The following is a 19,923-nucleotide window of genomic DNA, read 5'->3' as shown; positions in this document are numbered from 1 at the left end:
ACCTTGCAAGCCGATCCGGCGGTGGTGGCAGCGCACGCAGGCGAAGATCCGTTGCGTGGGCGAATAGGCCATGGCCGCTGTGAAGGGGTGGGTCCTGCTGGGAAACCGGGCTACAGCACCAACCGCATCGCCGCGATCACCCCAGTCCGGCCTGCCCCTCCCCCGCGCTTCAACGGAGGATGGAGAAGATTCCGTAGTGGGATGTCTGCTCGGCTGCGTTCGCGGGCCGTCCCCAGCTCCGCCGAGCGCTTCCCGGCGGTCGTCGAACGGCCGGGAAGGCTGGGACACCATGGCGTCACGTGACTACACCGAAGCCCTGCACCGTCGGCAGGCGGGAGCTGGAAAGGGTCGCTTTTTACATTCTTCAGAGGACGCACAGGTGTCAGATCTGCAGGGTTCCTTGTGCCACGATCACCACCGAGCCCGCGACTTCAACCGAATCGACCTGGTCAGGAGATCCGAATACGGTCGCGATCATCGTAGATGGCCGCCCCATCTCAACGCCCTGCAGGATTCTAATTTGCTGACTGCAAGAAATCAGTCCGTGTCTGACTAGATGAACAGCGAGTGGGCCGGCCGCGGAACCCGTTGCGGCGTCCTCGGCCACCCCGTAAGCAGGAGAGAACATACGCATTCGCCAATGGTCACCCTTGCCGGCGAAACAATTGGCAGCCATGTCCGGTAGCCGCGCCAGTGTCCGCAGGTCTGGCTCCACCGCAGACAGAGCGTCGATGTCTGGGAGTCCGATGTAGACATGGCGGGGACCGTTGCGGTACTCCTCCACGGGTAAGGTCGATGAAGCGAGACCCAGTCCAGTAAGCAAGTCGCGAGCATGTTCATATGGGGCCCATACCGGCACAGGTTGCTTCATCCGCGCAGAGACCGCATGACTGCCGGACCGGTCGAGCTCGAATGGGATTACACCCATCCCGGTCTCCATGCGCAACAGGTCGCCCGAGTGCCTCCCAGCGAGTACAACAGCGGTCCCCAGTGCCGGATGCCCCGCGAACGGCAGTTCGTTCACTCGAGTGAAGATACGCACTCTCACGTCGCCATCGAACTTGGCGGGCAGGACAAACGTGGTCTCCGACAGATTCATTTCTCTGGCAATGCACTGCATTTGACCTGTCGACAAATCCCGTGCATCAAGGAAGACCGCGACCGGATTACCTTCGAAGCGCGTCTCAGTGAACACATCTGCGACTACATACTCGTACGGCCCCATAATGCCTCCTTCATTCGCTCGGCCAGAATGCGAGGGCCGCCGGTGGTGAGCACGGACTCCGCATGAAATTGCAGCGAGGAGAAGTAGGGGCCCCGCAGCGCGTGTACTTCGCCGCTCTCGGTATCGCGGCAGACCTGAACACAGCCGATACCAGTGAGGTCGAACTCGTCGGCGCCGCAGTACGCGGCGAACGTGTTGTAAAAGCCGACCTGCTCGGCCTGACCGAAAAGGTTGATCTTGCATCGCACGCCTTGGTTCGGCACGCTTCTGCGCGTCAGCGGAAGCCCGAGCCGTTGGCTGAGCACCTGGTGGCTCAGGCAAACGGCCAGCAACGGCGTGCGCGACAGTAGCAACGCATCGATGTCGGTGCGCAGTTGCGCGATCTTCGAATCGTCGGCCACGCGCGGATCGCCTGGGCCCGGGCCCATCACCACCAGGTCGAAGCCGTCGAATGGATGTGGCTGATCGAACCGGCGTACCGTGACTTCCAGCCCCAGCGACTGCAGTTGGTGATGCAGCATCGCGGTGAAGGTGTCCTCCGCATCCACGACCAGTGCTCGCAGGCCCGTGAGCGCCGGATCGATGCGGTCCCGATCATCAGCCAGCCAGAAGTCGGCGAGGCCCGCGTTACGCTCGCACAGCGCTGCGCGCACCTCGGGGTGCTCCGCGAATCTCTCGGGGCCGCCGTCCAGGACGGCCAGCAATCCGGCGGTCTTGGTCTTGGTCTCGGCCACCTCGGTTCTCGGATCGGAGTGGCGTACCAGGGTTGCGCCGACCCCCAGCTCTAGCCGGCCGTTGCCGCTGATGTCGGCTGTGCGGATGAGGATCGATGAGTCGAGTTCACGTCGTCCCGTCACGTCACGGCCGATCAGGGCCACAACGCCGCTGTAGTAGCCGCGGCCTTTGGTCTCGTACCTGTTGATGACCCGGCACGCGCTCGCCAGCGGACTGCCTGTCACTGTCGGTGCGAACATCGTCTCCCGCAGCACGGTGCGCGGATCGCTGGTGCTGCGTCCTTCGATGAGGTACTCGGTGTGCGCGAGCCTGGCCATTTCCTTCAGGTACGGCCCGACTACACGGCCGCCGCCCTCGCATACCCTCGCCATCATCTTCAGTTCCTCGTCGAGCACCATGTAAAGCTCGTCGGACTCCTTGGTGTCAGCGAGGAAGGCCAGCAATGACTGCAGGTCAGGCCCGGCAGGCGGGTATCGGTACGTGCCGCTGATCGGGTTCATCACTGCGACGTCCCCACCCACGCTGATGTGCCGCTCGGGGGACGCGCCGACGAATGTGCGCTGGCCGGTGTGTACGAGGAAGGTCCAGTACGTCCCTGATTCGCGGAGCATGAGCCGGCGAAAGAACGCCAGCGCGTGGTTGACGCGGTAGTGCTCGATCGTGCCGACGAACGAGCGCTTGATGACAAAGTTCGCTCCTTCGCCGGTGCCGATTTCGTTGTCGATGATCCTCCGCACGATCTTGGCGTAGCTTTCGTCATCGATGTCGAAACGGCCGCCGGCCAAGCGGATCGGAATGTCGGGAATGCGGGCCAGTGCCTCCGTTACGGGAAGCACGGCCTGATCGGTGACGGTGATCGCGGCCAGCGGCGCGCCGTCGTCATGGCTTTCGAAGCCGCGCTCGGCGAGTTGGCGGTACGGCACGACCGCCACCAGGTCGTGGGCGGGCGAACCGGTAGGTGGTGCCGTCGCGGGTGGGAGGGGCAGCTCCGCGAGCCTGGACTGGATCGACGTCGTGCCGACAAGGACGTCAAGGCTCCCCCGATCTCTGCTTTCAGGCCGATACAGCAGCGCGAACGCGGGCGGCCGGGGCTCGAGGATGCGGTCGAGCAGGTCTCCGGTCACGCGGTCACGCCCCGCCCCGTGGAGCTTGATGAGGAGGCCAACTGCGTGAGGACCTGGCTGGTTGTGAGCGCGACCGCACAGCACCGTGCCGCGTACTCGATGGTGAGCTGATGGTGGCGGGGGGAGAAGTCGGCCACGGCATCGGCGACTATGAAGGTCTGGATATCGTTGCTGAACGCCTCAACCGCTGTCGCAAGTATGCCGACGTGCGCGTAGATCCCGCACAGGACCAACTGGTCACGGCCACGTTCGCGCATCAGCGTCAGCAGGTCCGATCTGAAGAAGGCGCTGTAGCGCCATTTCATGAAGACCCAGTCGTCTGGCGTCGGCGACAGGGGCGCGATGATGGCTCGGTCCCCGGCTTCGGCGCGCATGCCCGGACCCCAGAAATCCTTGAGCAGTCCGCGCTCATCGTCGGTCATACTGCCTGGCTGGGCCGTGTAGGCGATGGGCGTGTTCAGGTTCCGCCCGGTGCTGATCATCTGCTGAATGTTGGGGACCAGCTGAAGCATGGGTGCCTGATCTTCCGGGAACGGCGCGAGGAAGTAGTGCTGCATGTCGTGCACGAGCAGTACCGCGCGGCGGTGGTCAACCTGCCACGTCGCGGTGTTGACCGGCAGGTCGGCTGTACCGGGCAGCGGGTAGGACTGGATAGGCGGAATTCCAGCCATTACTTCTTCCCCAATGGTCGGTTGGGATACAGCCCGCCTCGCCATGCGGGCATCACCACGTGCGCATGAGACGGCTTGTTCACGCGTCCTCCTGAGCCGCCGCCACCGCAGTCGGCCGCGTGAGTAGTTCCTGACGCAGGACGGGAAATGCCTGAAGTGCGCTCTGTATCCCCATCGTGGCGGCGATCTCCATGACTTCCAGCAGCTCGCCAGCGGTCGCCCCATAACAGAGCGCGTTCTGCAGGTGCACCTTGATGCCTTTGGCGTACAGATGCGTGGCGGCACAGTCGAACGCCGTGTAGATGAATTCTTTGACCTTTGGTTCCAGACTGCCGTGCTGCCAGGACACCGACGAGAAGTCGGTGTAGGCCTCGAACATCTCGGGATCGAGCTCGAGGATCTCGTCCCAGAACGGGTTCCAGTAGCCGCGGCTTGCGGTGAACCGCTCCTTCAGCTCTTGCTGGTGCGGGTCGGGTTCACCGGGACCGTCGCGCAGACCGCGCTCTTCCAGGACTTCGGCGAGCAGCGGCACGCCGATGTTCATCGCGTGGATACCGACGGGCGTCGTGAGTTCGATGACCTCGGTGATCTCGCCGGGGGTGGCGCCCAGGTCGAGGGCCCGGCGGATGTGCTGGCGTACTCCGGGGGCGTGCAGGTGTGTGACCGCCGCGTCGACGGCTAGGTAGACCAGCTCGCGTGTCTTGCCGTCGAGGTGCCCCTTGCGATGGGGCACGCCCGCGAGGCGCACGTAGGCCGCCAGAAGGTGCGGGGCGAATTCAAGTACCGCTTCCCACTGTTCGTCCCACGCACCGTGCATCTCGATGACGGCGCGCCTGAGTTCCTGTGGGGAGGGCGACTCCCGCGCCGGCGAAGGTTTCTGTACTGAAGGGGGTTCCGCGCTCATACCGTCACCTGCTCTCGGACGGCCGCTGCCGACCATGCGGGTTTCATCCTGAAGGGAAGTCACTGGAGCGCCTCCGTGACGGCTTTCCGGAACTCGGCTTCGATCTCGCGTGATCTGCGCCGGTTCTCGGCTATCACAGCGCATTCCATGACTTTTGTGTCACTGCTGATGACGACGACGCCCTCCTGAGATTCCGGCGAGTAGTGAAGTTCGCGTGTGTGGAGAATCTTCAGGGCACCGGTCAGCGAGATGGGCGGGATGTCGCTGGAACTCGATACGACGTGTTCGTCTGCATAGTATTTGCCGATCAGGCGCCGTCCGACGACGTCCACGACCAGGCCGCCGCCCCACCGCGCGTTGATCTCGTTGATGAGGATTCCCTCGTCCGGGGTGAGGATGGCGTCGACATTGACATAGCCCCGATAGCCCACCTGTGCGCAGAGGTTCACGAGCTGGGTCGTCAATAACATGGCGTTCGCTGCGGACAGGGCCGGTAGCTCGGCAGGGAGGTCCAGCCCGACCCAAACCAGCGCGGGCTTGGTCGGATCGGTGTCCTGCCGGCGGCGGAAGGTGCCGCTGTGGCGCAGGGCCGGTCTGCCCCACTCATCGATCAAGAACTCGAACCAGAGGCAGTGAGTCGCTTCGTGATAGGCCTCCACTACGAGGGTACGGCTCCGATCGTCGGTCAGCCCGTCCCACAGGGCGGCAGCCGTGGCCTGAAAATCGCCGTTAGTCTGCCAGGTCTCTCGTGATCCCGGCATGGGGGTCGCGGACGCTCTGGTGACTGTGATGTTGCCGCGGCCAGCCATGCTGTTGTCCCGTTTGACGATCACGGTGCCGGTCTTGGGCATATGCCGCTCCAGCGCCTTGGCCAGTGCAGCTGCACTCACCACGACCGAGCCCTCCGCGATGGGCACGCCTGCTCCTACCGCGAGTTGACGGAAGTGCGACTTTCGATTCAGCAGCTCCGGCCCGCGCTGCGCGGCGAACCGCAACGCGCCATCGAGCGGAAATCCCAGTTGCACGGCCAGTTCGGCAACGCCCACGGTGTACTGGCACGGCACGATGTCCCAGGACGGCGACCGGTCCAGCAGTTTCTCCAGCTCACCGGCAAGAGCGGCGAACCCGGGGGAAAGGTATTCATCGTGTTCGTCGGTCAGCCGCTGATTTCCGGGCAATACCGACACTGTGCTCGCATCGAACCCGAGCGTTTGGCCGATGTATTCGAGATGTCTGGCATCGATCGGCATCGGGCTGATGACGATGTCGCCCTCGTCCAGGGTCCACAACTGGCGGGAGACCCCCCACGCCGATGCGTTGTCTATGTTCAGGATCAGAATCTTTGCCACTCGTCCCCCTATGCTGTCGCTTGCTCGGCCGTGGCGCGGGCTGGCCCGGGCAGCCGGTTGGCAATGATTGGGCCGATCACGGACAACGCCCCAGGCCGGGTCAGTTCGCCATGGCCGCAGTCCACCGGGACGACCTCGATATCCCCGTCGACGTGCTCACGCCAGGCGTGCGGGAGATAGGGCGAGTCTTCCGGCTTGCCGGCCGTTGCGGTGAACAGCAGCACGTCGCCCCGGAACACACCCAGGGAGGCATCCGCGAACAGGGTGCGCATCTCGTTGAAGACATCCACCAGGAGTGGAATCTCCAGGTCGGCCAGTCCGTGGAGTCCTCCGTCAGGCGAGACCTCTTCCCCAAGGGATTCCGCGAGCGCCCGTAGAGCATCGTTGTCACTGGTAGCCGTCGTCCGGGACTGAACTTCGTGAACCTCTGGGTAGCTGTCCAGCAGCGTGAGGAGATCAACTTCCTCACCTTCGTCCTGAAGCCGGACCGCGACCATGTGTGCGATCAGTCCGCCGACGGACCAGCCGAGCAGCGCATAGGGGCCGTTGGGCTGCTGCGCCCGGATGCGCCGTGCGTAATCGCTGACCAACTCGTCTACCGAGCCTGACGTGAAATCGGCGGTGCTGAGCCCGGCCGCCTGAAGGGCGTACAGGGGTCGGTCACCATCCAGGTAGGACAGCAGACCCGAGTAGACCCAGCCGACGCCCGCCGCGGGATGGATGCAGAACAGCGGGTTGCCGTCACCGGCCCTCAGCGGCAGCATCGGTGCGAGCGGGTCGGCCGTTCCAGCTCTGCCGAGTTTGCCAGCGAGATTGGCTGGTGTCGGTGTGTCGAACAGGTCGCGGATATTGACCTTGGCGCCGAGAGCCGTCTCGATCCGGCGCACCAGCTTGATCACCAGTAGTGAATGGCCGCCCAAGCCGAAAAAGTCGTCGTCGACGCCAACCTGCGTGATACCCAGCACTTCGGCGAACAGGTCGCACAGAAGCTGCTCGCGCGAGGTTCGGGGGACACGGATTCTGTCGGTTCGGGTGAACTCCGGCACAGGCAGTGCGGCACGGTTCAGTTTCCCGTTGGGGGTCAGCGGAAGGGCATCGAGCACGAGCACGGCAGCGGGAACCATGTAGCCGGGCAAGATCCGAGTCAGCCGGTGCCGCACCGAAATGGGGTCCACGGTCCTGCTCGGCTCCGGTACCACGTATCCGACCAGACGCTGATCGCCCGCTGCAAGCTCCTGCACGGCGGCAACCGCCTGCGCCACATCGGCCTGCTCGCGCATAACAACCTCGATCTCACCCAGTTCGATGCGGTGGCCTCGTACCTTTACCTGGTCGTCGGCGCGACCGACGAACTCCAGCACACCACTGGGCAGCCAGCGTGCAAGGTCGCCGGTCCGGTACATCCGGGTACCGGGCTTGCCGTAAGGATCGGCAACGAACCGTTCCGCGGTCAGGGCAGCTCGATTGAAATACCCGCGGGCGAGTTGCGTACCGGCGATGTAGAGATGGCCGGCCACACCGACGGGTGCGGGTTGCATCCAGCGGTCCAGCACGTAGAGGCGAAGGCCGGGATGAGGCCGACCGATCGGCACCGAACCCGTCGGGGTCGGCTCGCCTGGCATCAGATAGAAGTCCGCACAACTCACAGTGGATTCGGTTGGCCCGTAAGCGTTGACGACACAGACGTCCGGGTGCCTCTCTCGCCACGCCGCCAGTACCTGTCCGGTCAGCGCTTCCCCGCCGACGACGAGGCATTCGCTCGGGAACGCCCTGTCGTCCAACGACAGCATCAGCTCCAGGTGACTCGGCGTGCAATCGAGGAATGTCGGTCGTGGGCCGTTCCCGTCGAGGTCGTCGAGACGCACGCAGCCGCCGGTGATGAGCTGTCCGTACAGGGGCGTGATCGTCAGGTCGAAAGACGCTGAGGTGTGCACCAGGCTCGAGCCCGGCACTCCGCGGTATGCCGAGCCCAGATACCGCAGATAGGTCGCCAGGTTGCGGTGCTCTACGAGCACGCCCTTCGGTCGGCCGGTGGATCCGGACGTGTAGATCATGTACGCCGTGTTGGTGGAGTCCAGTGGCCGCAGCCGTTCCTCGTCGGTGACGTCCGCGGTCGAATACTCGCTGGCGTCGACCGGACCGGTCAGGACAAGTCGGCACTCGGCGTCCTTCACCATGTACGACTTTCGTTCGGCCGGGTAGTCGGGCTCGATCGGCACGTAGGTGCCGCCGGACTTGAGCACCGCGAACAGGGCGACGACTAGGTCCACCGAGCGGGGGAGGACGATTGCCACCCTGTCCTCGGGGCCGACCCCGTGGGCGATCAGGTATCGGGCGAGCTGGTTGGCCTTCGCGTTCAGCGTCCGGTAGTCGACGGCGCAGTCTCCGCATACGACAGCAGCTGCTTCGGGTGTGCGGGCCGCCTGCCGCTCGACAAGCTCGTGGGCGAGCGTCGTCGCGGGGGCGACCGACTCGCCGTTCCAGTCCACCAACAGGTTGTGACGTTCCTCGACTGCCAGCACGTCAACCGTCGACACCGGCAGGCTGGCATCGTCCACGATGGCTTCGAGAATGCGATGCAGCCGTCCGGCCAGTGTTACAACGGTGTCGTGGTCCAAGAGGTCGGTGGCGAACGTGATGGTGCCTTGGACGCCGAGAGGTTCGCCGTCGGGGCCGAATCGTTCGCGCAGTACGAACGACAGGTCGAACTTGGCTTGCTTCTGCGGATGCGGCTCGGGCTGCACGGTCAGACCGGGCAGGTCGAGTGTGGTGCTGGCGAGGTTGCTGTTGAACGCCATCAGCACCTGGAACAACGGGTGCCGGTTAGCGGACCGGGACGGGTTGAGCTCACGGACGAGCTGCTCGAACGGGACGTCCTGGTGGGCGAAGGCGGCCAGGTCCGTCTCACGGACCCGGGCCAGCAGCTCCGTGAAGACCGGATCGCCCGAGACGTCGGCCCGCAGGACAAGAGTGTTCACGAAGAACCCGATCAGCCCGTCGACTGCCTCGTCCCCGCGGCCCGCAACGGTGACTCCGATTGGGATGTCACTACCCCCGGTCACCTTTGCCAGCAGCAACGACAGCGCCGCGTGGAACACCATGAACGGGGTAGTACCGGTCCGACGCGCCAAGTCCGCAAGCCCTGCATGCACATCGGCGTTCACCGCGAAGTCGACGGCGTCGCCCTGGTAGGACGCCACCGCGGGACGCGGACGGTCGAACGGCAGCCCGATCTCCTCCGGCAACCCCGCCAGGGCCTCGGCCCAGAACCGCATCTGACCGGAACCGGCGCTGTCCTGATCACCGACCTCGCCCAGCAGTTCCCGTTGCCACAACGTGTAATCCACGTACTGCACGGGCAACGGCGACCAAGTCGGCGCATCACCACCACACCGCGCTGTGTAAGCCTTGGCGAGGTCTTCTGCCAACGGACCGAGCGACCAGCCGTCGCAGGCGATGTGGTGGACTACCAGCGCCAGCACGTGCTCGGTTGGGGTGATTCGGAAAAGAGTTGCCTGGAACGGAATCTCGCTGCCCAAGTCGAAAGCGTAGTTAATCGCTTGGTTCAGCCGATCCGGCAGCCCACTGGTACCAACGCTTTCGGTGATGATCGTCGGATTGGCAGAGTCGGCCGGGTTCACCTGCTGGACTGGTTTTCCGTCCAGCTCGGGGTAGATGGTGCGCAGGCTTTCGTGGCGGTGTACGACGTCGGTCAGTGCCGCGACGAGCGCTTCGGCATCGAGAGGGCCGGTCATGCGCTGGACCAGGGGGATGTTGTAGGTAGAGCTCGGTCCTTCGAGGCGGTGCAGGAACCACAGGCGCTCCTGCGCGAACGACAGCGGTATCTCGGGCGGGCGCGGACGAGCCCGCAAAGGAGTACTCGATCGTGTTGCCGTCCCGACGGCTTCCGCGAGGTCGGCAGGGGTGCGCCGCTCGAACAACGCGCGGACCGGCAGGTCGACCCCGAGCACCGCCTTGATCCGGCTGACCAACCGGGTCGCGAGCAGAGAATGCCCGCCCAGGTCGAAGAAACTGTCGTCGACGCCGACCGCGGCCCGGCCGAGTATCTCGGCGAACAGCCCGCACAGAACCTCCTCGACGGGGGTCCCCGCTGCGCGGTCGGTGGTCGCCGGTAGCTGGGCCGGCAGGGCGTTCCGGTCCACCTTTCCGTTGGCGGTCAACGGGATTTCGTCGATGGCCAGGAGCGCCGACGGCACCAGGTAGGCGGGCAGCCGTTCGGCGAGCCGGTCGCGCAGGATGGTCAGCAGCCTGCCCGTGAAACGCGACCCGCCCGGGTTGCTGGCCAACGCGGACAGCGGGCGTCCGGACGGCGCGCGGTAGACATCGGTCAGCGAGCCGACCTGATCGGTTAGGAGGACGATCGCCTCGTACGTGGCGGGGTCGTCGGGTGACCAAGTCGTCACCACCCGGTGGCCCGACCGCTCGCCCCAGGCGTGCAGTTCCTCCGAGTCGACCCCCTGGCCGCCCGTGAGCTGTCTGCGGACCTCCTCAAGAGACTCGTGCCGGGCCAGCGCCCTGGCCGCCGCCAGTTCCCCGGTCAGTCGGGGGTTGGGGATACCGGTGAGCCGCACGGGGGCGTCGACGCCGTCCAGGTCGCCGAGGCTGCTGAACGGTGCCTCCGGCAGGTCCGCAACCGATGTCGCCTGTGCGGAATCGCGGTGGATGACGACCTCGTACCGGTGCCGGGTCAGCTCGTTGTGCGGCTCGCCCCGCTTCAATCGGATGTCGATGCCGACGGAATTCTCCTTGGCCCACAACGAGAAGAACCCCGGATCGAGGACCAGTTCCTTCTCCAGCAGGACGTCCTGTTCGACAGAGGCCCGCAGTCGTTCGACCGACTCCGCTCGCCCGGCCTGCACCGCCGTGTGCAAGGCTCGGACTGTGCGCTGATGCCGGACGTCGCCGATGAAGATCCGGCCGCCCGGAGCCAGCAGCCGCAGTGCCCCGTCGAGGACACGCTCCAGGTAGGCCCGGTCCGGGAAGTACTGGACGATCGAGTTCAACACCACGACGTCGAAATACTCTGTCGGCAACCCGGAAGCGTCGTCCGCTGGCTGGCAGAGCAGTTTCACGTGCTTCGCGCCGACCTGACCTCGAAGGCGTTCGATCACTGGAGCGGAGAAGTCCGTTGCCCAGTACTCGTCGACCTGCTGCAGCAGCGGCCCGAGCAACAGGCCGGACCCGACGCCGATCTCCAGGACCCGGCGCGGCGCGGACTCGCTGATTCGTTCGACCGTCGCCGCCCGCCAGGACGCCATCTCCGCCAGCGGAATCGGCTCCCCGCTGTACGAACTGTTCCAGCCGGTGAAGTCCGACCCCAGTGCCACGACCTCGTCGGCCCCGTACATCGTGTCGTAGAGATCGCGCCACTCGTCGACCTGGGCGTCTCCCGTGTCCGTGCCGGTACCGGCCGCCGGGACCACATAGGCGAGCAGGCGGTCGGCCGTGGCGAGGACGACGGCTCGGGCGACCTCGGGCTGCTCGAGCAGCGCGGCCTCGACCTCGCCAGGCTCCACGCGGAAGCCCCGGACCTTGGCCTGGTCGTCGGCCCGGCCGACGAACTCCAGCTCGCCGCAGCGATTCCACCGTACGAAGTCGCCGGTGCGGTACATCCGGGTTCCGGGCACGCCGAACGGATCGGGCAGGAAACGCGCGGCAGTCAGGTCGGGACGACCGAGGTAGCCGCGGGCCACCCCGTCGCCGGCCACGTACAGCTCACCAACGACACCGGGGGGCACGAGGCGCAGGCTGTCGTCTAGCACACGGACCCGCATGGCTTCCATCGGGACGCCGATCGGGACCGCCCCTTGTGGAGCGTCATCCCGCGTCATCACGTGCCGGGTCGCGAACGTCGTCGTCTCCGTCGGGCCGTAGCCGTCGACGACCGTGAGCCCGGGGTGGGCATCGAGCAGTTCGCGGACTGCCTCGGGGGACACCACGTCACCCCCTGTCCACACCTCCTCCACTCCGGTGAAACAGGCCAGATGCTGTTCCACCATCAAACTGAACAACCCAGCAGTGAGCCACAAGCCGGTGACACAACCGTCAGTGATGGTCCTCGCCAGCACCGCGGCGTCGAATTCACCCGAGGGCGCCAAGACCAGCGTTCCTCCGTGAATCAGCGGGACCCACAGCTCGTACGTCGAGGCATCGAAGGCGTGTGGTGAATGCACGAGAACCCGGCGGTGCGCATCGCCCCATATGCTGTCCGACGCCAAGCCGACGACGTCCGCCTGCGTCACCGCGACGCCCTTCGGTACCCCGGTGGAACCCGACGTGAACATGACGTACGCCAGGTTCCGCGGACCGACGGCGATTTCCGGGTCCGCCGAGGGCTGTCCGGTCACGTCGGGCAACTCTCGTAGCACCAGCACTGGGTCTGTCTGGTCGAGCAGCGCGGCAATCCGTTCCGCCGGATACAACGGGTCCAGCGGCACATACGCGCCGCCAGCCTTTATCACCGCGAGGATCGCGACGACCAGATCGGCCGACCGATCCAGTAGCAGCGCGACCCGGCGTTCTGGTTCGACTCCCTGCTCGACAAGCCAGTTCGCCAGCCGGTTCGCCCGCATGTCCAAGTCTCGATAGGAGAGTTCCGTTTGCCCTGCCACCATCGCGACTGCGTCTGGGTTCCGGACGACCTGCGCCCGGAACAGCTCCGGCAGGGCCGTGCCGACGGGTTCGGGGGCGGGCGGCAGCAGCTTGGTCCGTTCGGCCGGGAACAGGATGTCGGCTTCGCTGATCGGTTTCTCAGGATGTGCGACGAGGGACCGCAAGAGGCCGACGAAGCGATGGGACAGCTCCTCCACAGTCTCCCGGTCGAACAGTTCCGTCGCGTATTCGACCCTCGCTGTGATGCCTGCCTGGGCACCGGAGGCGTCGAACGTCTCGGCGAGGTTGAAGAAGAGGTCGAACCGGGATGTGTAGGTGGGCGCGGGTTCCAGCTGTGCTTGGAGGCCCGGGAAGTCGAAGCGGGCTTCTTCATAGTTCTGGAGGGTCAGAGCGATCTGGAACAACGGGTGGTGCGCTGACGAACGACGGGGATTCAGCCGCTCGACGAGCACCTCGAACGGCACATCTTGGTGCTCGTACGCACCCAGACTCGCTTCGCGGACCCGCCCCACCAACTCTTCGAAAGATGGGTCCCCCGACACATCAGTGCGCAGGACCCATGTGTTCACGAAGAAGCCGACCAGGTCATCCAGCCCGCTGTCGGTCCGCCCTGCGATCGGCGAACCCACGGCAACGTCATCCCCGCCCCCCAGCCGCGACACCAGCGCCGCCAGCCCGGCCTGCAACACCATGAACAATGACCCACCCGCGGACCGGGCCGCCCCCTCCAGGGCGCCGCGCAACTCCGCGCCAATCTCGAACTCCACAGAATCGCCCTCGTAGGAGGCGACAGCGGGGCGCGGCCGGTCGAGTGGCACGGTGGATTCGTCGGGCAGTCCGGCAAGCCGGTCGGTCCAATAGGCGACCTGCTGGTTGAACAGGCTTTCCTCATCGTCCTCCTCGCCCAGGAGCGTCCGCTGCCAGAGGGTGTAATCGGTGTACTGCACGGGCAGCGGCGTCCACGAGGGCACGACACCTTCGCGGCGGGCCGAGTAGGCCGTGACGAGGTCGCGCGCAAGTGGCCTCATCGACCAGCCGTCACCCGCGATGTGGTGCACCAGCACCAGCAACACCGACGTCGACTCATCGACTTCGAACAACGTCGTGCGAACAGGGATCTCCCCCGCCAGATCGAACATATGGCGCGCCGCGGCGCTCAGCGCGTCTTCGAGCTCGCCTTCGGACGCTTGGCGGAGGTGCAGGGGTGGGCGGTCGTCGGTAACGAGCTGGCGCGGATGACCGTCGGTCTCGGGGAACACGGTCCGCAGGGACTCGTGCCGTGCGACGACGTCGCTCAGCGCTGCCTCCAGTGCCACGCGGTCCATCTCACCGGTGAGCCGCAGGGCGAGCGCGATGTTGTAGGTCGCCGACGGCCCCTCCAGCTTGTGCAGGAACCACAACCGTTGCTGCGCGAAAGACAGCGGGACCTCGGCAGGACGCGGCTGCGCCTGTAGAGGAACACTGGATCGTATGGCCGTCTTGACTGCTTCCGCGAGACTGGCCGGGGTGCGCCGCTCGAACAACTCGCGGAGCGGCAGATCGACCTTGAGGCGGGCGCGGATCTGACTCACAACCCTCGTAGCGCTCAGCGAGTGGCCGCCCAGGGCAAAGAAGTCGTCGTCGACACGGACTTCGGGCCAGTGCAAGACGTCGGAGAAAATCTCACAGAGTGCCTTTTCCACTGCCGTAACGGGCAGCCGTCCCGTCGGTTCCGCGGCGGGTATGGGCAGAGCGTTCCGGTCGAGCTTTCCGTTGGGGTTCAACGGCATCCGGTCGAGCATGACGAATGCGGACGGAATCATGTATTCCGGCAGTTCGCGGCTGAGCTGCCGCCGCAGTGACGCTGCCGTCGGTGGTGTGTCTCCGTCCGGAACGACATAGGCGACAAGCCTGCGGTTGCCCGGCCGGTCCTCCACCGGGACCACCGAGGCCTGTGCAACGCCGGGGCACCGGCGCAGCGCGTCTTCGACCTCCCCGGGTTCGATCCGGAAGCCCCGCACCTTTACCTGGTGGTCGACTCGCCCCATGAAGAGCAGTTCGCCATCGGCCCGCCAGCGCACCAGATCGCCGGTGCGGTACATCCGGCTGCCTGGAACACCGAACGGGTTGGCGACGAATCGTGATGCCGTCAGGCCTGGCCGGTTCAGGTATCCGCGGGCCAGCTGCGCGCCAGCCAGGTAGAGTTCGCCCGCCACACCCACAGGAACGGGCTGCAGCCAGCGATCCAGCACGTATACCTGAGTATTGGGCACCGGCCGGCCGATCGGTGCGTCCCGCGGCCAGTCATCGACCTCAGCGGGAAACGTATATCGCGTGGCTAGGACATGCGATTCTGCCGGCCCGTAGGCATTATCCAGGCGCATCCCTGGATTGTTACGGACGAAATCCCGCACCTGCTCCGAAAGGATAAGGGCCTCGCCGGCTTGCCCCATGCGACGCAGTCCGGGAATCGTGATGCCGCGCCTGTTCGCGGCTTCACAGACCTCCGAGAACATGAGGTTAGGCAAGGCCATCAGGTCGTCGACCTCATGCTTGAGTAACCAGTCGACGAATCGGTCGCCATCCTTGCGTGTCTCTTCGTCCGGAACAATGAGGCAGCCGCCGCCGACCGTCGTTGCCAGAGTTTCCAACGCCGCGACGTCGAAACTGAGGGACGCGAACTGAGCGGCCCGCCCTGCCTGATCCTCAGAGTTTGTCATGTGTCCACCAGTTCACCAGGTTCGACATTCCCGAGCCGTGCAGCGTGATTCCCTTGGGACGCCCGGTCGACCCAGAGGTGTAGACGACCAAGCAGGGATGCTCAGGCCGTAGCGGGGCACGGCGCTCTGCGTCGGTCAGGTTGTCCACGGACAGCTGCTCGACGTCTGGAATCTCAGTCAGAACAAAATCTGGTTCCGCATCCGCGAGTATGAAGGCGATCCGCTGCTCCGGATACTCAGGGTCGATCGGCATATAGGCCGCGCCGGCCTTGAGTGTCCCCCAGACCGCCACCACCCAGTCGATCGAACGCCGCAGATGCAGAGCAACTATCGACTCGGGGCCGGCACCATGGAACACCAGATAGCGGGCGAGCTGATTCGCCCGCGCATTCAGCTCTGCGTAACTCAGCGTAACGTCACCGGCCTGTACCGCAGCGGCATCCGGAGCGCGTGCCACCTGAGCCTCGAACAGCGCGGGCAGTGTAGACGGTAAATTATCGCGCGCGGTGTCGTTCCATTCGGTGAGGATCTGCGCGCGCTCCTCCGACGTCAGCACATCGAACTCACTGAGCCGCAGGTCTGGGTCCTCTGCCGCAGCGACCAACACAGCCGTCAGCCAGCGGCTCATGCTCTCCGCTGTTGCCAGGTCGAACAGGTCAGGATCGAATTCGAGGTAACCCGTGATCCCGGCGGGTTGACCGTCATCCGCGAACTGCTCATCGAAGTTGATGTTCAGGTCGAACTTCGAAACGCGGGGCACCTGCGGATAGCTGTACGAGATGAGTCCCGTCAGATTCAGCGGCGTATCCATGGGCTGCGCGGTCAGGATAATCTGGAAGAGGGGCGTACGGTTGGGGGTTCGGTGGGGGTTGAGGCGTTCGACGATGTGCTCGAAGGGAGTGGTTTTGTGGGCGAAGGCGGTCAGATCAACGTCGCGGATTTGCGTGAGCAGCTCGCGGAAAGACGGGTTCCCGGTGATTTTCGTGCGCAGAACGAGAGTGTTGACGAAGAAGCCGATGAGGTCATCGAGGACCTGGTCGGTACGTCCAGTGACAGGCGTACCGATAGGGATGTCAGTGTGGCCGGTGAGTTTGCTGATAAGAGCGGTGACTGCCGCGTGGCAGAAAACAAAGGTAGTCGCGCTGGTGGCACGTGCTACTTGAGTGAGTTGGTTGTGGGTGTGGGCAGGGATATGAAGGGGAATCCGCTGGGCCCGATTGGTAGACGTGGGTGAGCGGGGTCGGTCGCACGGCAGGGGCAGTTCATCCGGGAGCCCGGCAAGAGTGGTGACCCAGTGGTCCAAGTGGTGGTCACGGACTTCGTGATGGCGCTGCCAGAGGGTGTAGTCGATGTACTGGACGGGCAGGGGGGCCCAGTCGGGTGAGGTGCGTTGCGCACGGGCTTGATAGGCCTGGTCGAGGTCGCTGGCGATCGGCCCCAACGGCCAGCCGTCGCAGGAGATGTGGTGGATGACCAGCGCCAGGACGTGGTCGGTGGGGGTGATTCGGAGGAGCGTCGCCTGCAACGGAATCTCGCTGCGCAGGTTGAAGGGGCGTAGGGTGATCTCGCGGACGCGATCCGGCAGTGCGGTTTCGTCGACGTCCTCGACTTTCAGAACAGGTGTAGCCGCGTCCGGCGGATGCACGAACTGCGTCGCCTGACCGTCGACCTCGGGATAGCTGGTGCGCAGAATCTCGTGCCGGGTGATCACGTCGGTCAGGGCGGCGTCAAGTGCTTGCACATCGAGAGGGCCGGTCAGGCGCTGAACATAGGGAATGTTGTAGGTCGGGCTCGGCCCCTCCAAACGGTGTAGGAACCACAGCCGCTCCTGTGCAAACGACAGGGGGATCAGTTCGGGGCGTGGCATCGGCCGCAGTGGCGGTCGCGCTGCTTCACTCGTCTGGTGCAATCTGCCGGCCAGTGCTGCCGGGGTTTGATGATCGAACAGGTCGCGGATGTCGAGCCGGGTGCCCAGCTCCGAACTCACCCGGTTGATGATCCTGATTGCCAGCAGGGAGTGGCCGCCGAGTTCGACGAACGAGTCGTCGGGCCCGACGTGGGACGCTCCGAGGACTTCGGCGAACGCGTCGCACAACACCTGCTCGCCCATGCTCTGCGGGGTACCACCCCGACCGGTGCCGGTGGGTGCGAGCGCTGGAAGCGCCGTGCGGTCGAGCTTTCCATTGGCGCTCAAAGGCATCTGGTCGAGTACGACAAACGCCGATGGAACCATGTACTCCGGTAGCATCAGCCCGACTTCGCGGCGCAATGTCTGCGGTTCGAGGTGAGCTCCGTTCTCTGGGACGACGTAGCAGACGATTCGCTTGTCGTCCGGTCCGGTTTGGTGCAGCGTGACGGCGGCGTGCCGGACATCTGGCCGCTCTTTGAGTACGGACTCGATCTCTCCCGGCTCGATCCGGTAGCCGCGGACGCTGAGCTGTTCGTCCGCCCGGCCGGCGAACTCCAGCACGCCTTGATCTGTTCGGCGGGCGAGGTCGCCAGTGCGGTACATCCGGGCACCGGGCTCGCCGAACGGGTCGGCGACGAAACGGGTCGCTGTCAGTCCTGGTTGGTCGAGATAACCCCGCGCGAGTCCCCATCCGGAGACATAGAGCTCGCCCGTCTCGCCTGGCGCCACCGGCCGCAGCCGCTCGTCGAGCAGGTATGCCGTCACGCCCGGAAATGGCTGCCCAATGGGCACACTGCTGAGCGGTGTCGGGTCTTCCGGCTCGAGCGCGTAGTCGCAGCAGTTGACGGTCACTTCCGCCGGACCGTAGGAGTTGTAGACGGCAGCATTGGGGTGCTGTGCCCGCCATGCCGCGACGGATACACCGTCAAGCGCCTCGCCTCCGAGCATCAGACACATACTGGGCGAGACGCTGTCGGGCAGGGTGTCGAGCAACAGGCCGAGATGACTGGGAGTGGCCTTGAGGAACGTCGGACGCGGTGCGCTCCGAACGCCTTTGGCTGTCAGTTCGCCCAGCCAGACGCTGCCGCCGGTGATCAACTGTGGGTAGAGCGCGGTGACCGTCAGGTCGAAGCCAACTGAGGTATGGACCAGGCTGGTTCCTGGGATGCCGGGGTACTCCGCGGCGGAACGGCGCACATGCGCCGTAAACGACCGGTGCTCGATCACGACACCTTTTGGCCGCCCTGTGGAACCGGAGGTGTAGACCACATAGCAGGCATGTCCCGGGCGCAGCGAGGCGGTCCGGTCGGCGTCGGTGAGGTTGGCCGCGGAGCGGCCATCGGTTTCCGGCAGCCGGTCGAGGATCATCGCCGGGCCGGCGTTCTGCGTCATGAAGGCGATGCGCTCGGCCGGATAGTCCGGATCTATCGGAACGTACGCCGCGCCGGTCTTGAGTACCGCGAGGAGAGCCACCATCAGGTCGACCGACCGGGGCAGCAGTACGACCACCCGGTCCTCCGGCCCGATCCCGCGGCCCCGAATATGACGGGCGAGTCGGTTCGCGCGCTCGTTCAGCTCGGCGTAGGTGACAGATTCGTCCCGGCTGATCGCGGCCACCGATTGCGGCGTACGGACCGCCTGCTCCTCGAACAACTCGTGCACCAACAACAAGTGGACTCCCGTGTCTTGCAACTGCGTCCTGCACGCGATGGAGCGATTCTGGTGCTACTGGGACTGCTAGGCTCTGTCCTGCCGATCTTGCCGGGCCCGCGACGCCAGCTGCGACACCTCGCTGCGTTACCGAATCGCGCGAATACGGACAGGTATGAGCTACGATCCGGCGCCTTGCGATGCACCGCATCTGGGGGCACCTCCCTGGGGGCACCTCCCAGACGAAGTCTGGGGGAGGAGTCTGGGGGAGCCGCGGGCTGATCCGACAAGATCGACAGGACAGGACCTAGTGATCGCCCTGCAGGCTGGCCGGCCGCATGTCGTCCCAGTTCTTCTCGATGAAAGTGATCATGTCCGGTCGCGGCCCCGGCCCGTGCACGACCTCCCACCCTGCGGGCACGGACGCGAACTCTGGCCACAGGGAGTACTGCCGCTCTCCGTTGCGGAGCACGGAGAAGGTTCCCTCCGCATTGTCGAAGGGGTTGTCCATGCCTTGCCCTTTCCTCCGATACCGGCGACCCGCTTGAGCGGTTGTGCGCAACTGCGCAAAAGCGTTGGACATGATGTGTCTAACTGCGCGGCAGCGATGAATCACATAGTCCGCACTGCAAAGCTGCCCACACAAGGGGGCACGTGGTCATCCGATACGCTCAGTTGGCTTGAAAGTTAGGCTGCCTGGCGTGATGAAACCGGTGGGGCGCATGGTTCAGGACGGGTTGCATAAGTCGTTCCCGTGATTCGTCTTGGCTGATCCGTACCGTCTGCTGGGCGGGGCACGACGGCAGCACGGGGATTGCGAATCCGCCATGGCGAAGATTCTGAACGCGGGTTTTCGCTTGTCCAAACACCGCTCGCACTCCGGCGCTCACAGCGTTTGGGCTGTTCCGAGCGACACCCGGGCCTGCGCCTGCCTCAGATGCCGGTCTGTCACCGGACTGATCTGCATGAAGGGAAGGGCCGGTGGCCGTCCCTAGCCACACTGGACAGCTCGGACGGCTTCAAA

At 65.2% G+C, this 19,923-nt stretch carries 8 protein-coding genes; all 8 read right to left on the bottom strand.

From position 1 onward, the window contains the following. Nucleotides 1-382: 382 nt before the first annotated feature. Nucleotides 383-1,225 (bottom strand): PhzF family phenazine biosynthesis protein, encoded by an 843-nt coding sequence (locus RM779_RS12815; protein WP_311617815.1) that lies wholly within the window; start codon nt 1,223-1,225, stop codon nt 383-385. Further along, nucleotides 1,204-3,084 carry an anthranilate synthase family protein gene (locus RM779_RS12810; RefSeq protein WP_311617814.1) on the bottom strand — a complete coding sequence of 627 codons (1,881 nt, stop codon included), beginning with the start codon at nt 3,082-3,084 and terminating at the stop codon, nt 1,204-1,206. The genes RM779_RS12815 and RM779_RS12810 overlap by 22 nt, the downstream gene beginning before the upstream one ends. Beyond that, nucleotides 3,081-3,755 (bottom strand): isochorismatase family protein, encoded by a 675-nt coding sequence (locus tag RM779_RS12805; RefSeq protein ID WP_311617813.1) that lies wholly within the window; start codon nt 3,753-3,755, stop codon nt 3,081-3,083. The genes RM779_RS12810 and RM779_RS12805 overlap by 4 nt, the downstream gene beginning before the upstream one ends. A 79-nt stretch (nt 3,756-3,834) precedes the next feature. Next, nucleotides 3,835-4,659 (bottom strand): carboxymuconolactone decarboxylase family protein, encoded by an 825-nt coding sequence (locus RM779_RS12800; protein WP_311617812.1) that lies wholly within the window; start codon nt 4,657-4,659, stop codon nt 3,835-3,837. A gap of 59 nt (nt 4,660-4,718) precedes the next feature. Next, complete coding sequence (locus tag RM779_RS12795; RefSeq protein ID WP_311617811.1) at nt 4,719-6,008, bottom strand: preATP grasp domain-containing protein; 1,290 nt, start codon at nt 6,006-6,008, stop codon at nt 4,719-4,721. A gap of 8 nt (nt 6,009-6,016) precedes the next feature. After that, the gene (locus tag RM779_RS12790) at nt 6,017-15,340 is read right to left on the bottom strand and encodes a non-ribosomal peptide synthetase (RefSeq protein WP_311617810.1); all 9,324 of its coding nucleotides are present in this window, start codon (nt 15,338-15,340) and stop codon (nt 6,017-6,019) included. Next, entirely contained in the window at nt 15,327-18,911 is a 3,585-nt protein-coding gene (locus RM779_RS12785; protein WP_311617809.1) for an amino acid adenylation domain-containing protein, read from the bottom strand. Before RM779_RS12785 ends, RM779_RS12790 begins: the two co-directional genes overlap by 14 nt. A gap of 295 nt (nt 18,912-19,206) precedes the next feature. Beyond that, complete coding sequence (locus RM779_RS12780) at nt 19,207-19,410, bottom strand: MbtH family protein (RefSeq protein ID WP_311617808.1); 204 nt, start codon at nt 19,408-19,410, stop codon at nt 19,207-19,209. Nucleotides 19,411-19,923: the final 513 nt, after the last annotated feature.

Origin of the sequence: Streptomyces johnsoniae (assembly GCF_031845565.1) — a bacterium.
GTDB classification, from domain to species: Bacteria; Actinomycetota; Actinomycetes; order Streptomycetales; family Streptomycetaceae; genus Streptomyces; species Streptomyces johnsoniae.
Note: the sequence above shows the minus strand (reverse complement) of the source record. Positions and strands in the feature narration are given on the sequence as shown.

Coding starts and splice junctions, on each gene's coding strand:
- RM779_RS12805 (WP_311617813.1), bottom strand. CDS start 3,755: ATGGCTGGAATTCCGCCTATCCAGTCCTACCCGCTGCCCGGTACAGCC.
- RM779_RS12780 (WP_311617808.1), bottom strand. CDS start 19,410: ATGGACAACCCCTTCGACAATGCGGAGGGAACCTTCTCCGTGCTCCGC.
- RM779_RS12790 (WP_311617810.1), bottom strand. CDS start 15,340: ATGACAAACTCTGAGGATCAGGCAGGGCGGGCCGCTCAGTTCGCGTCC.
- RM779_RS12800 (WP_311617812.1), bottom strand. CDS start 4,659: ATGAGCGCGGAACCCCCTTCAGTACAGAAACCTTCGCCGGCGCGGGAG.
- RM779_RS12815 (WP_311617815.1), bottom strand. CDS start 1,225: ATGGGGCCGTACGAGTATGTAGTCGCAGATGTGTTCACTGAGACGCGC.